Here is a 12,955-nt window from a genome sequence, read left to right on the forward strand (position 1 = left end):
GGAGGCTTTTATATGGAATTTATTATTGTCATACTATTATTTGTTGTAGTTGGAATAATCGTAACAGCAGTTCGATCGAACAAAAAGAAGGTAAATCTTACAAAACAAAATAACATTCATAATTCATCTAACAGCTCATCACCATTATTTTTCTTTGCTGGATCTGATAATGATAGCTCGCATGATGGCGGCTCACATGATTGTGGAGGGTCTTTTGGGGGAGATAGCGGTGGAAGCTGCGGTGGTGGCGGTGATTGATGAAAATGCGCCTTATATAGGCGTATTTCTTTTTAAACAAACGTTTGATTAGTTGGCTTACATATTGCATAAACACAGTTAAACAAACGTTTGATTAATATTTTTAATATACTAAGGGGAATGGAAATGAAAAGGGAACCGAAAGTGAAAAATAAGGAGAAAGTAGTGTTATTTTTATTAGCTGCGGGAGGCGTATTTCTTGTTAAATTAGCATTTAAATTTGGAACGATACATATGATTCGAACTTGGTTTGAAAGTACGTTTTCTTAAATAAGGAATATATCCTCTTGCGATAGAGGTTTTTGATTTGTTATCATTAGACTGAACGGTCGGTTTAAAGAGGTGTGAATATGAGAAGAAGCGCAGAAGAGATAAAGAAAGAAATTGCATATAAAGCAGAAAGTCTATTTTCACAGAAGGGCTATGCAGCTACATCTATGGAAGAGATTTGTGAAATTACAGAGCGAAGTAAAGGAAGCATTTATTATCACTTTAAAAGTAAAGAAGAATTATTTTTATTTGTAGTGAAACAGCATACGTATGATTGGGTTGAAAAATGGAATGAAAAAGAGAAGTTGTATAGTACTAGTACTGAAAAACTATATGGTCTCGCGGAATATCATGTAGAGGACATACAGCAACCAATTTCAAATGCAATAGAGGAATTCTCTATGAGCCAAGTTGTAAGTAAAGAGATTCTGGATGAATTGTTAGCTTTAACTAGAGAATCATATGTTATGTTTGAGAAATTAATTGAAGCAGGTATACAGTCTGGAGAGTTCCGTGAAGATAATGCTCGTGATCTTATGTATATTGTGAACGGATTATTATCAGGGCTTGGAGTACTTTACTATGAGTTAGATTATAAAGAGTTGAAGCGTATTTATAAAAAGGCAATAGATGTATTGTTAAAAGGAATGGCAGCTGAATAATAAGTCAGTTGCTTTTCTTACAAAACAAATTAGACCGAACGGTCGGTTTATGAAAGGGGAATGAAAGTGAACGCTTTATTTAAAAACCGAGCATTTATGCTCGTTATGGCATCTGATATTTTACAACAATTTGCAATTTGGATCAGAAATATGGCTCTTTTATATTTCATAATGGAGCGGACAAATAATGATCCAGTTTCAGTGTCTCTATTATCTGTCATGGAGTATGCACCTATCTTTATTTTCTCGTTCATTGGTGGTGCATTAGCAGATCGCTGGAATCCGAAAAGAACAATGGTCGCTGGAGATGTGTTGAGTGTACTGTCTATTATAGGAATTGTCCTGTTGTTAAAGCTGGATTATTGGCAGGCTATATTTTTTGCAACACTCATTTCCGCGATTGTAGGTCAGTTTTCTCAGCCCTCATCTTCGCGTATATTTAAGCGCTATGTAAAAGAAGAACAGGTAGCAAATGCGATTGCATTTAACCAAACATTACAGTCATTATTTATGATTTTTGGACCAGTTGTAGGATCAATTGTGTATACACAACTTGGCTTATTTACATCACTATATAGTTTAATCATTCTATTTTTGTTATCGGCTATCGCCCTTTCATTTTTACCAAAATGGGTTGAAAAAGAGCAAGTGGCAAGAGATTCATTAAAAAATGATATAAAAGAAGGATGGAAATACGTTCTTCACACGAAAAATTTACGTATGATTACGATCACTTTTACAATTATGGGTTTAGCTGTTGGATTAACAACTCCATTAGAGGTGTTTCTTGTAATTGAACGTTTAGGCATGGAAAAAGAAGCTGTTCAATATTTAGCAGCAGCTGATGGAATAGGTATGTTAATCGGTGGTATTGTTGCTGCAATTTTCGCTTCAAAAGTGAATCCGAAAAAGATGTTTATATTCGGTATGGGCATATTAGCGATATCATTTTTAGTAGAAGGGCTATCTACATCATTTTGGATTACTAGTTTCATGAGATTTGGAACAGGTATTTGTTTAGCTTGTGTTAATATTGTTGTCGGTACGCTTATGATTCAACTTGTACCAGAAAATATGGTTGGAAGAGTAAATGGGACGATTTTACCACTGTTTATGGGGGCAATGCTAATTGGAACTTCACTAGCTGGAGGATTAAAGGAACTAACTTCACTAGTTACTGTATTTTGTATAGCGATGGCACTTATTTTATTAGCGATAGGGCCAGTTCTACGTATGCAAATAAAGAAAGAAGCTGTCGCTAATAAAGAGGAACTAACAAATTCGTTAGCTTCGAAATAACTATTGTAAGGGAGCAAAATTGCTCCCTTTTTCTTTGAGGAACTTTTGACAACTATATGAGCCAATTATATACTGATGTTGTAAAAACAATTTTACAGGTTAGGAGCAATGGTGTGAAAAATCAAATCTATGAATTACGCACTGAAAATAATATTTCACAAGGCGCATTAGCTGATAAATGCAAGGTTTCTAGACAAACGATAAATGCAATTGAGAATAATAAATATGATCCAAGCTTAGCGTTAGCATTCCGTTTAGCTGAAGTATTAGGAACAACTGTTGATAAATTATTTTTGTACAAGCAGTAGAGTCGTTCATTATAAGGCGCACCGTTAAAAATAAAAAAGATCCTCTTCTTATGAGAAGAGGATCTTTTCTTATAGCGTTTTAGTCTTTGGACTAGGTGGTGTAACGGATGTATTATTTTCTGGAACTCTAGTGAGTAAGAATCCACCGATAATAAACAATACAATAATACTAAGAACACCAGCGTTTGTTTTTCCTGTTAATTGCGTTGTAACACCGACTAATACCGGGCCCATAATTGCGGCGAACTTACCAAAGATATTATAAAATCCGAAGAATTCATTAGCAGATTCTTTTGGTACTAGTTTTGCAAAGTATGAACGACTTAGTGCTTGAATACCACCTTGAGATGTAGCAACTAACATTGCTAAAATCCAAAAATCAAGTGTCGTTTTTAAGAAATAAGCATATGTGCAAATAATGATATAAATAATGATACCGACATATAACATTTTTTTACCAGTAAATGTTTCAGATAGTTTTCCGTATAGTAACGCAAATGGACAAGCGACAATTTGTGTTACAAATAATATGATTAATAGATTCGTTGCACTGATACCGAGGTCGGTCCCGTAAGCTGTAGACATAGTAATAATTGTATCGACTCCGTCAATATAGAAAAAGTAAGCAATTAGAAACATAAATACAGTTTTATATTCTTTAATATTTTTAAAAGTATCAGTAAGACGTTTGAAGCTCATTTTAATAGGTCTTGGATGACGCTCAATATAGTGTGTTTGCTCTACGTTTTTAAGCATTGGAATTGTAAATAACCCCCACCAAAGAGCAGTTATCGCGAATGAAATTTGACTAGCAATGCCAACTGATAAAGGGATAGTTCCTTTTTGAGCAAGAATAATAAGAGCGATACAACCGATAAAAGGAATAGTACTCCCAATATAGCCTAAAGCGAAACCTCTTGTAGAAATTCGATCCATTCTATCTTCAGAAGTGACATCTACTAAAAATGCATCATAGAAAATGTTGGCTCCAGCAAAACCAACTAAGGCGAGCATATAGCATCCTAATAATAAGTACCACTGAGATGTTGGAACGACTGCTAACATACTTGTAAATACGATACCAAGTCCAAAGAAGAATGTGAAAAATCGTTTTTTAAATCCTTTATAATCAGCAACTGTGCCGAGAATAGGAGCAAGTATAGAAATTAAAAGTGTAGCGAACGAGTTTGCATATCCCCAATATGCTGTTGAAGTTGCACCAGATAGCCCGGCTTCTTTTGCAGCTGCTTTAAAGTAAATTGGAAATAGTGCAGTTGTAATGACGAGCGAATATACCGAGTTCGCCCAATCGTATAATATCCAGCTTTTTTCTTGTCTGGACATTTTTTTCATATAGTGTTCCCCCTTAAATTTGTTCTACTAACAGTGTACAAAAATAAAAATTATAAAAAGAGAAACAGTGATGATTTTTACATAACTTTTACATATATACACAGTTCTTTACAATTGGAGTAAATCCTCTACAATTGATCCGTCTGTTTCGCCTAAGTGTAAACCGAGTAGTCTAGCGATAGTTGGACCTTCATCAATAAGTCTCATATACGGGACGGTAACGCCGGTTTTTATTCCTTTTCCAGCAGCGATAAAAATTGTTTCATAGTTAGGTTTTGTTGGAGAGTATCCATGCGTACCAAATGTATATTTTTTACTAGGCGTAACATCTTTTTCAGTAATTTCTTTTATAAAATCTCCTGTATAGTTTTCAGTGAAATAATACCCCTCTTGCGCTTCTAACATAAATAAACAATTACCATCTGCACCGCAGTCTTTCGCAGCTTCATCATGAAGTATAAATTCAATTCCATTCTGTTTATTTTGCAGCAGTTCTTCAAGGAGTAGTTGTACTTCTCGAATTGTATCCGTATCATTTTTGTCTTTCACATATACATAGGCAGACCCGTCGCAACTTTGACAATAGGCCTTCCAATCTACTAATAGCCCTTTTTTATTTATAGATACGAGGCCTTTTTGTTGGAATAGCACATTTAATTGAATTGCTTTGTTTTCACTTAAAGCGCTATGGTCACCAAGAGCGATAATTGTACTCTCTTCGTATAGGTCACTGTCTTTTAAAGTTTGAATAATTTTCCCGAGCCGCTCATCATGTCTATGAATTGCAGCTATTGTTTCGTTAGATTCAAAGCCATGATAATGTCTTTGCGTGTCTAAATCAGTGAAATGTACGAACATAACATTAGGCTTTTTCGTCTGAATGGTGTGTACAGCAGAGGCGAGGACGAAATCATCCAGCTCTGGTTGTGATAAACCATTTCTTATATGGCCGAAACGACGATTTAAATCTAATTGGTATAGTGGGCTACCGCTAAATAAGGAAACTAACACTTGATTTTGCCACGGTCTATTGGGGAAAATTTCTGGTAAATTGTAATCAATGTTTGCTCTCCCAGTAACAGGCCATAGAAGGGCAGCTGTCGTTAAATTTGCTTTACGCGCTTCATCATACAATGTTGTTCCTTTTATCGATTTTCGGTACCAATGCCAATCAGGTGATTCACGTCCTGGTTGAAGTAACGTATTACTAACAACACCGTGCTTGTTAGGGTAATTACCGGTTACGATTGTTGAGTGGCTTGGATATGTTACAGAAGGATAAATTGGTTCTACTTTTTCGACAACCGTGCCCTTTTTTATTAGAGATTGGAAATGAGGTAGTTTTTGTAGTATAGGAAAATCTAAAGCTGATAAACAGTCGAATGATAAAATAATGACACGATTCGTTAATGCTTTATCCATAAAGTAATCCTCCTAATTATATAAAACCTATTCTTATATATTACTATTAATACCTAGTAATAAAAATATGTTTCTGAATAAAATTTATTGTTTATTTTCAGAAAAATTAAACATATAATAAGTATAAGGGAATCTATGGACGGAGGGAATAGTATGGACTGGTTAGATGGATTCGGTATATTTTACATCATTGGTGGCATCACAATTCTCCTTGTATTTGCTATTTCATATTTACTAAAGAAACGTTTTCCAGACAAACAGTTTGATATTATATTTGCACTGATTGTAATACTTCTTTGCTTAGCATCATTTCCTGTTACCATGATGGTTATTGGTGGGTGGGAAGGAATGGGATATGGATTTATTGGTTTCTTCGTTCTACTAGGTACACTTATTGGTATGATTGCACATCAACTTGTAAAAATCTCTCGAAAAAGCTACGTATAAAACTGTAAAAAATGAAAAGAATATATAATAATAAGAAAATTAGCTATTGTTTTAAAAAAGAATTTGTATTATGATAATCAACAAATTTATTTCGTTATAACGATGAAAAAGGACTAGTACATATTCAACCTTTTTAGCAGAGAGAGAATCCGCCAGGCTGAAAGATTCTTAAAAAGGCAATATGGAACCTGCCTTTGAGTTCTGCATATGCAGCGGGAATTTCCCGTTATCAAAAAGAGAGCATGCGCAATTTTTGTGCATGAATCAGGGTGGTAACGCCGGCAAAGCTCGGTCCCTATTTAGGGACGCGGGCTTTTTTGTATTTTCTAGAAGGAGGAAGACTGACTATGGCAAAAGAACAAGTGCAAGCCATTACGAAGATGGAAGAGGACTTTGCGCAGTGGTATACCGATATTGTAAAAAAAGCCGAACTTGTTGATTATTCAAGTGTAAAAGGGTGCATGATTTTACGTCCGTATGGTTATGCCTTATGGGAGAATATGCAGAAGGTGATGGATGAGAAGTTAAAAGAAACTGGCCATGAAAATGTATATATGCCAATGTTTATCCCAGAGAGTTTATTGCAAAAAGAGAAGGATCACGTTGAAGGATTTGCTCCTGAAGTAGCATGGGTTACGCATGGCGGGGATGAAAAGTTAGCGGAAAGACTTTGTGTACGTCCTACATCTGAAACTTTATTCTGTGAGCACTTTTCAAAAATTGTGCAATCCTATAATGATTTGCCAAAGTTATATAATCAGTGGTGTTCAGTAGTTCGTTGGGAGAAGACAACTAGACCATTCCTTCGTACGACTGAATTTTTATGGCAAGAGGGTCATACAATCCATGAAACGGCAGAAGAATCGCAGGCTGAAACATTAAATATTTTAAACTTATATGCTTCTTTCTGTGAGGATTATTTAGCGATACCAGTTATTAAAGGACAAAAAACAGAAAAAGAGAAGTTTGCTGGAGCAAAGGCAACTTATACAATTGAAAGTTTAATGCATGATGGAAAAGCGCTTCAAACGGGAACCTCTCATAACTTTGGGACGAATTTCTCAGAAGCATTTGATATTAAGTTTTTAGATCGTAACGGTAAGTGGCAATATGTGCACCAAACATCTTGGGGTGTATCAACAAGAATGATAGGTGGGCTAATAATGGTTCATAGCGATAATAATGGACTTGTAATGCCACCAAAAGTCGCTCCAGTGCAAGTTGTTATTGTACCAATTGCTCAGCATAAAGAAGGAGTTTTAGCAAAAGCAACAGAGTTACAAGGACATATTCAAAAGGTTGCACGAGTAAAAATAGATGCTAGTAATAAAACGCCTGGTTGGAAATTTAATGAGTATGAAATGAAGGGTATTCCAATTCGATTAGAAGTTGGCCCTAAAGATATTGAAAAGAATCAAGTTGTACTTGTAAGAAGAGATACGAAGGAAAAAGAGTTTGTACCAATGGATCAATTAGAAGAACGTATTCCAGCATTACTTGAAGAAATTCATATTGCTTTATTTAATAAAGCAAAAGCATTTCGCGATGAGAATACGTATGCTGTGACAAATTTCGAAGAGATGAAAAAAGTAGCTGACGAAAAGCAAGGCTTTATTAAAGCGATGTGGTGCGGGGAATTGGCTTGTGAAGAGAAACTAAAAGAAGAGGTGGGAGTATCTTCACGTTGTATGCCTTTTGAGCAAGAGCATTTAGCTGAAGAATGTATTTGTTGTGGTAAAGAAGCTAAACAAATGGTGTATTGGGGAAAAGCATATTAATACTCTTTTGATAGGGGATAAAAAGGACTTTGGGCTGCATAATAAAATGCAATCCAAAGCCCTTTTGGGTTTTATACAGTATTTCATGTATTCTTTAGATGGAAGGATGTTGTTCTTATTTTACGTTTTTACGACGAATAAACAGTAACATACCAATTAGGAATGTTGAAAGACCCATTAAAATAGATATAGGGTAATGCGTTGCAGTATTAGGTAATTTATCACCTTGTTTTTTTGTATTATCTTTTACATTACCACCTTGAGAACCGTTGCCCTTCTGAGAATTGCTATCGCCTTTAACACGATTGCCGCCGTGAGAGCCATTATCGCCTTGAGAATTGCTATCGCCTTTAACACGATTGCCGCCGTGAGAGCCATTACCGCCTTGAGAACTGCTATCACCTTTAACACGATTGCCACCTTGAGAGCCATTACCGCCTTGAGAGCCACTGCCACCAGAACCGTTACCGCCAGAACCATTGCCGCCAGAGCCACTGCCACCAGAACCGTTACCGCCGGAACCATTGCCACCAGAACCGTTGTCACCAGAGCCACTGCCACCAGAACCGTTACCGCCGGAACCATTGCCGCCAGAGCCATTGCCACCAGAACCGTTACCACCGGAACCATTGTCACCAGAGCCACTACCACCAGAACCGTTACCACCAGAACCATTGCCTTGAGAGCCACTGCCACCAGAACCGTTACCACCAGAACCGTTACCGCCAGAACCATTGCCACCGGAACCACTGCCACCAGAACCGTTACCACCAGAACCGTTACCACCAGAACCGTTGCCACCGGAACCACTGCCGTCAGAGCCGCTACCACCAGAACCGTTACCACCAGAACCGTTACCGCCAGAACCATTGCCACCGGAACCACTGCCGTCAGAGCCACTGCCACCAGAACCGTTACCGCCGGAACCATTGCTGCCAGAACCACTATCGTCCTGAGAACCGTTATTTCCTGGAGGTTTATTATTATCCTTTAAATTTCCTTCGGCAAAATGATCGCTATTTTGTACAATAGCGTTTGTTAATGGTTGGAAGTTTTCAGTTGCAGCATTACCGATATTTAAACCGCTAAAAAAAGATAAAGAGAGTGTTGATGCTAAAATGAAGATTTTCGTCATGGTTTTCCTCCTAAGAAATTAATATTCCATCTAAAATACATCCCTTTGTAATATTTCTTAGGAAAAAGAGTTTTATGCAAAAAAAACTATATATAGAAAAAGGTGGTGTATTTGTCAAAGCAGAAAAGAGTTAATGTAGATTTCCTACAAATAGTAGAGGCGGAGAATTTACATTCATAACGGTAGAGGAAGTGGCAGTAGATGAAAGAGTACATAGCGTTTGATATTGGCGGTACGCAAATTAAGTATGGCATTGTTTCAGAAATAGGGAGAGTATTAAAGCGTAAAACAGTTGCAACAGAAATTCATTTAGGCGGAGAACAAATTATTCAAAAACTTATATATGTATCCAAAAAAATAATGAATGAACATACTATTGCAGGAATTGGTATTAGCACTACGGGAATTGTTGATATTAATAAAGGAATTGTGACGGGAGGTGCGGATCATATTCCGGGATATAGTACTATTCCTATTATTGATAGATTGCAAGAGATATTAAAAGTTCCAGTATCGATTGACAATGATGTGAATTGTGCAGCGTTTGGAGAAAAGTGGAATGGTAGTGGAAGAGAGAAAGAGAACTTTATTATGCTCACCCTTGGAACAGGAATTGGGGGAGCAATTTTTATAGATGGAGAATTGTACCGAGGACATTCATTTAGTGCTGGTGAATGGGGGAATATGTTAATAGAAGGAAAAACGTTTGAAGAGGTTGCTTCGATTTCAGGATTAATTCGGCTTGTAAGAAAATATAAAGGCAAAGGCGAGTGGAATGGGAAAAGAATTTTCGAGTTGTATGATAAAGGAGATCGGGAAGTTGCTCAAGCAGTTGGGATCTTCTTTAAACATTTGGCGATTGGAATTAGTAATCTTGCTTATATTTTTAATCCAGAAACGATTATTATTGGTGGAGGAATTACCGATAGAGGAAATGAGTTTTTAAAAGAAGTAAAAGAGGAGGTCAGTAAATACTTAAATCAAGAGATTTATAATAATTGTGAGATTGAACTTGCACAAAACGGTAATTGTGCAGGAATGATTGGTGCTATTTACCACTTCTTACATCATCATAAGTAAATTATATGAATGTTTTCATATAACTGAGAATTTATCCTTTTTATCGCTAGGTAAATAATGCTACAATATAAGAGAAGAATACAATATTTTCCGATTTGGAAAATGCTTTGTAGAAAGGGAGAAACTTCATGCCTATTATTTTAGAAAAAGGTCAAAAGATCGATTTAACGAAAGGACAACCAAAAGTAGCAAAACTACAGGTTGGCTTAGGCTGGGATCCAATTGGGCAATCAGGTGGATTTCTGTCTTCATTATTTGGAAGTAAACCAAATGTAGATTGTGATGCATCTGTTGTTATGTTAGAAGGAGATCGTTTTTTAAACAAAAATGATTTAGTTTACTTCGGAAATAAACTTTCTACTTGTGGTAGTATTATTCATTCAGGAGATAATTTAACAGGCGAAGGCGCTGGTGATGACGAAACAATTTTCGTAGAATTACATAAAGTTCCGAGCCGTATTAATCGTTTAGTATTCGTTGTAAATATTTATGACTGTGTAAATCGTCGTCAAGATTTCGGGATGATTCGTAATGCATATATTCGTATTCAAAACCCGCAAACTGGTGAAGAATTAGCACGCTATAATTTATCGGATAATTATGCTGGCAAAACGACTCTAATTGCAGGTGAAATGTATCGTCACGGAAGTGAATGGAAGTTTTCAGCAGTTGGAGAAGGAACACAAGATAAAAACTTAAGTGAGATTGTATCACGTTATCAATAAAATAACCGAGGAGGAATTGTATATGGCATCAATTTCATTGAAAAAAGGACAAAAGGTAGACTTAACAAAAACTAATCCAGGTCTTTCAAAAGTTCTTGTAGGACTTGGTTGGGATACGAATCGTTATGATGGACAAAACGATTTCGATTTAGATGTTAGTATTTTCTTAGTAGGTGCTAACGGTAAAGTTTCAGGTGCAGAGGATTTCGTCTTCTATAATAACCCAAAAGGTGCGAATGGTGCTGTAGAGCATTTAGGAGATAACCGAACTGGCGAAGGTGAAGGCGATGATGAATCGATTAAAGTAGATTTGAAAAATGTACCTGCACATATCGAACGTATTTGCTTCACAATCACGATTTACGATGGAGAAGGACGCAGCCAAAACTTTGGACAAGTTTCTAACTCTTTCGTACGTATTTTAGATGAAGAAAAGAATGCAGAATTAATTCGTTACGATTTAGGAGAAGATTTCTCTATTGAAACAGCCGTAGTAGTAGGTGAATTATATCGTCATGCAGGTGACTGGAAATTCAATGCAATCGGAAGTGGATTCCAAGGTGGATTAGCGTCTCTATGTAATAATTTTGGTTTAGATGTAGAGTAATAGATTTGATTTATATATCCATCGGTGAAATGCGTGTATACCGATGGATATATTTTTAAAGATAAAAATATAGAGGTGAATATAGATGGTTATTCAATTACAAAAAGGACAGAAAATCGATTTAGGTAAGACAAGCCCTGGTTTAACAAAAGCAGTAATTGGTCTTGGATGGGATATTAAATCTTATGACGGTGGATCAGATTTCGATTTAGATGCATCTGCCTTTTTATTAGATGCAAACGGAAAATGTACGAAGGAAACTGATTTTATTTTCTATAATAATTTACAGTCTCCTTGTGGATCTGTTTTACATACAGGAGATAACCGTACAGGCGAAGGCGAAGGCGACGATGAGCAACTTGTTGTAGATTTGAAGAAGGTTCCAGCAGATGTTCATAAAATTGCTATTACAGTTACGATTTATGATGCAGAAGGCCGTAGTCAAAACTTTGGGCAAGTTGGAAATGCGTTTGTTCGTTTAGCGAATGAAGAGACGAATGAAGAAGTTCTTCGTTTTGATTTAGGGGAAGATTTCTCCATCGAAACAGCAGTTGTCTTTTGTGAATTATACCGTCATAATGGACAGTGGAAGTTTAATGCAGTAGGAAGTGGATTCCAAGGTGGTTTAGGTGCGCTTGTAAGAGCGTATGGCTTGGATGCATAGAAAGGAAACGATATTCGTTTCCTTTTTTTGACCTTTCTATAAATCTAGCAAAGAATAGGGGATAAAGGTAAGATGAGTATTTTGCAAGGAATCCTTGATACGTATGCTCAGTTTTTCGACTTGGACATGTGGATTAAAGTGTTGCAAGATCCAGTATCTTGGGGATTAATAGGTACACTTGTTGTACTTGAAGGGTTGTTATCTGCTGATAACGCACTTGTGTTAGCGGTAATGGTAAAACACCTTCCGGAAGAAAAACGTAAAAAAGCATTATTCTATGGACTTATTGGAGCTTATGTGTTCCGCTTTATTGCGATTGGAATCGGGATGTTCTTAATTAAATTAGCATGGGTAAAAGTGTTAGGTGCACTTTACTTAGCGTGGCTTTCAGTTAAATACTTCATTGATAAAAGAAAAGGTAATGCAGAAGAAGAGGAATCTCATGGTATGAACCAAAATAGTATTCTCTTCAGAATGTTCGGTGTCTTCTGGGGAACAGTTGCGATGGTTGAATTAATGGATATCGCATTCTCTGTAGATAGCGTACTTGCTGCATTTGGTGTATCTAATGAAGTTTGGATTTTACTATTAGGCGGAATGCTAGGTATTTTAATGATGCGTGGTATCGCTGGTGTATTCTTAAAATTGTTAGAGCGTATTCCAGAACTTGAAACGACAGCATATATTTTAATTTTAATTATTGCAGCAAAAATGTTATTGTCTGTTATTCATATTGAAATAAGCCATACAGTGTTCTTCATTATTTTAGTTGTAGCATTTGGAGCAACATTTATACTTCACTACATGAAGAATTCTGGACAAGCTAAAGAAGAAGTAGCAGCTACTAAAGAAGACAATAAATAATTGAAATGGGTTTGCTCGTTTTGCGAGCGCCCATTTTTTATAACCAAAAATAGTTTATAATAGAAGAAGGACTTAGAAAAAAC

Annotated in this window: 15 protein-coding genes and 1 other annotated feature; of the genes, 12 read left to right on the forward strand and 3 right to left on the reverse strand. The window is 36.3% G+C overall.

What is annotated here, in order from left to right; translation table 11 throughout:
- Nucleotides 1–12: 12 nt before the first annotated feature.
- The 5 genes from N2V79_RS02190 to N2V79_RS02210 all read left to right on the forward strand — a co-directional run bounded on the left by N2V79_RS02190 (nucleotide 13) and on the right by N2V79_RS02210 (nucleotide 2,797).
- Nucleotides 13–258: a hypothetical protein gene (locus N2V79_RS02190; RefSeq protein WP_000394364.1), complete on the forward strand. Its 246-nt coding sequence runs from the start codon at nucleotides 13–15 to the stop codon at nucleotides 256–258.
- A gap of 126 nt (nucleotides 259–384) precedes the next feature.
- Complete coding sequence (locus N2V79_RS02195) at nucleotides 385–528, forward strand: histidine kinase (protein WP_069354903.1); 144 nt, start codon at nucleotides 385–387, stop codon at nucleotides 526–528.
- Between the two features lie 80 nt (nucleotides 529–608).
- Nucleotides 609–1,190, forward strand: a complete 582-nt coding sequence (locus N2V79_RS02200) for a TetR/AcrR family transcriptional regulator (RefSeq protein ID WP_001254447.1) — start codon at nucleotides 609–611, stop codon at nucleotides 1,188–1,190.
- 66 nt (nucleotides 1,191–1,256) lie between these two features.
- Nucleotides 1,257–2,489: an MFS transporter gene (locus N2V79_RS02205; protein ID WP_340719539.1), complete on the forward strand. Its 1,233-nt coding sequence runs from the start codon at nucleotides 1,257–1,259 to the stop codon at nucleotides 2,487–2,489.
- Between the two features lie 56 nt (nucleotides 2,490–2,545).
- Complete coding sequence (locus tag N2V79_RS02210; RefSeq protein WP_002023181.1) at nucleotides 2,546–2,797, forward strand: helix-turn-helix transcriptional regulator; 252 nt, start codon at nucleotides 2,546–2,548, stop codon at nucleotides 2,795–2,797.
- A 69-nt stretch (nucleotides 2,798–2,866) separates the two neighbouring features.
- Here the strand turns inward: N2V79_RS02210 and N2V79_RS02215 are convergent, their stop codons facing one another.
- Nucleotides 2,867–4,150 carry an MFS transporter gene (locus tag N2V79_RS02215; RefSeq protein ID WP_000738821.1) on the reverse strand — a complete coding sequence of 428 codons (1,284 nt, stop codon included), beginning with the start codon at nucleotides 4,148–4,150 and terminating at the stop codon, nucleotides 2,867–2,869.
- Nucleotides 4,151–4,258: 108 nt separating this feature from the next.
- Complete coding sequence (locus tag N2V79_RS02220; protein WP_000356442.1) at nucleotides 4,259–5,572, reverse strand: alkaline phosphatase family protein; 1,314 nt, start codon at nucleotides 5,570–5,572, stop codon at nucleotides 4,259–4,261.
- Nucleotides 5,573–5,725: 153 nt separating this feature from the next.
- On the opposite strand from N2V79_RS02220, the gene N2V79_RS02225 reads away from it, so the two are divergent.
- On the forward strand, nucleotides 5,726–6,019 hold the full coding sequence (locus tag N2V79_RS02225) for a YesK-like family protein (protein WP_000383860.1): 294 nt from the start codon (nucleotides 5,726–5,728) through the stop codon (nucleotides 6,017–6,019).
- Between the two features lie 93 nt (nucleotides 6,020–6,112).
- Nucleotides 6,113–6,319 (forward strand) — a binding site (T-box leader).
- 47 nt (nucleotides 6,320–6,366) lie between these two features.
- Nucleotides 6,367–7,797: a proline--tRNA ligase gene (proS, locus tag N2V79_RS02230; RefSeq protein WP_090978240.1), complete on the forward strand. Its 1,431-nt coding sequence runs from the start codon at nucleotides 6,367–6,369 to the stop codon at nucleotides 7,795–7,797.
- Between the two features lie 115 nt (nucleotides 7,798–7,912).
- On the opposite strand, the gene N2V79_RS02235 is transcribed toward proS, so the two are convergent.
- A complete protein-coding gene (locus N2V79_RS02235) occupies nucleotides 7,913–8,932 on the reverse strand; it encodes an LPXTG cell wall anchor domain-containing protein (protein ID WP_340719540.1) in 1,020 nt (339 codons plus the stop codon).
- 201 nt (nucleotides 8,933–9,133) lie between these two features.
- On the opposite strand from N2V79_RS02235, the gene N2V79_RS02240 reads away from it, so the two are divergent.
- The 5 genes from N2V79_RS02240 (at nucleotide 9,134) to N2V79_RS02260 (ending at nucleotide 12,872) form a co-directional block, all read left to right on the forward strand.
- Nucleotides 9,134–10,012 (forward strand): ROK family protein, encoded by an 879-nt coding sequence (locus N2V79_RS02240; RefSeq protein WP_340719541.1) that lies wholly within the window; start codon nucleotides 9,134–9,136, stop codon nucleotides 10,010–10,012.
- A gap of 128 nt (nucleotides 10,013–10,140) precedes the next feature.
- A complete protein-coding gene (locus N2V79_RS02245; RefSeq protein WP_001121586.1) occupies nucleotides 10,141–10,737 on the forward strand; it encodes a TerD family protein in 597 nt (198 codons plus the stop codon).
- A gap of 22 nt (nucleotides 10,738–10,759) precedes the next feature.
- Entirely contained in the window at nucleotides 10,760–11,344 is a 585-nt protein-coding gene (locus N2V79_RS02250; protein WP_000146729.1) for a TerD family protein, read from the forward strand.
- Nucleotides 11,345–11,429: 85 nt separating this feature from the next.
- The gene (locus N2V79_RS02255) at nucleotides 11,430–12,008 is read left to right on the forward strand and encodes a TerD family protein (RefSeq protein WP_000236649.1); all 579 of its coding nucleotides are present in this window, start codon (nucleotides 11,430–11,432) and stop codon (nucleotides 12,006–12,008) included.
- A 72-nt stretch (nucleotides 12,009–12,080) separates the two neighbouring features.
- Nucleotides 12,081–12,872, forward strand: coding sequence for a TerC family protein (locus N2V79_RS02260; RefSeq protein WP_023520991.1), 792 nt, complete (start codon nucleotides 12,081–12,083; stop codon nucleotides 12,870–12,872).
- Nucleotides 12,873–12,955: the final 83 nt, after the last annotated feature.

The organism is Bacillus sp. CH_70 (assembly GCF_038007045.1).
GTDB lineage: Bacteria > Bacillota > Bacilli > Bacillales > Bacillaceae_G > Bacillus_A > Bacillus_A cereus.

Coding starts and splice junctions, on each gene's coding strand:
- N2V79_RS02235 (WP_340719540.1), bottom strand. CDS start 8,932: ATGACGAAAATCTTCATTTTAGCATCAACACTCTCTTTATCTTTTTTT.
- N2V79_RS02215 (WP_000738821.1), bottom strand. CDS start 4,150: ATGAAAAAAATGTCCAGACAAGAAAAAAGCTGGATATTATACGATTGG.
- N2V79_RS02245 (WP_001121586.1), top strand. CDS start 10,141: ATGCCTATTATTTTAGAAAAAGGTCAAAAGATCGATTTAACGAAAGGA.
- N2V79_RS02225 (WP_000383860.1), top strand. CDS start 5,726: ATGGACTGGTTAGATGGATTCGGTATATTTTACATCATTGGTGGCATC.
- N2V79_RS02210 (WP_002023181.1), top strand. CDS start 2,546: ATGAGCCAATTATATACTGATGTTGTAAAAACAATTTTACAGGTTAGG.
- N2V79_RS02250 (WP_000146729.1), top strand. CDS start 10,760: ATGGCATCAATTTCATTGAAAAAAGGACAAAAGGTAGACTTAACAAAA.
- N2V79_RS02220 (WP_000356442.1), bottom strand. CDS start 5,572: ATGGATAAAGCATTAACGAATCGTGTCATTATTTTATCATTCGACTGT.
- N2V79_RS02255 (WP_000236649.1), top strand. CDS start 11,430: ATGGTTATTCAATTACAAAAAGGACAGAAAATCGATTTAGGTAAGACA.
- proS (WP_090978240.1), top strand. CDS start 6,367: ATGGCAAAAGAACAAGTGCAAGCCATTACGAAGATGGAAGAGGACTTT.
- N2V79_RS02190 (WP_000394364.1), top strand. CDS start 13: ATGGAATTTATTATTGTCATACTATTATTTGTTGTAGTTGGAATAATC.
- N2V79_RS02260 (WP_023520991.1), top strand. CDS start 12,081: ATGAGTATTTTGCAAGGAATCCTTGATACGTATGCTCAGTTTTTCGAC.
- N2V79_RS02240 (WP_340719541.1), top strand. CDS start 9,134: ATGAAAGAGTACATAGCGTTTGATATTGGCGGTACGCAAATTAAGTAT.
- N2V79_RS02195 (WP_069354903.1), top strand. CDS start 385: ATGAAAAGGGAACCGAAAGTGAAAAATAAGGAGAAAGTAGTGTTATTT.
- N2V79_RS02200 (WP_001254447.1), top strand. CDS start 609: ATGAGAAGAAGCGCAGAAGAGATAAAGAAAGAAATTGCATATAAAGCA.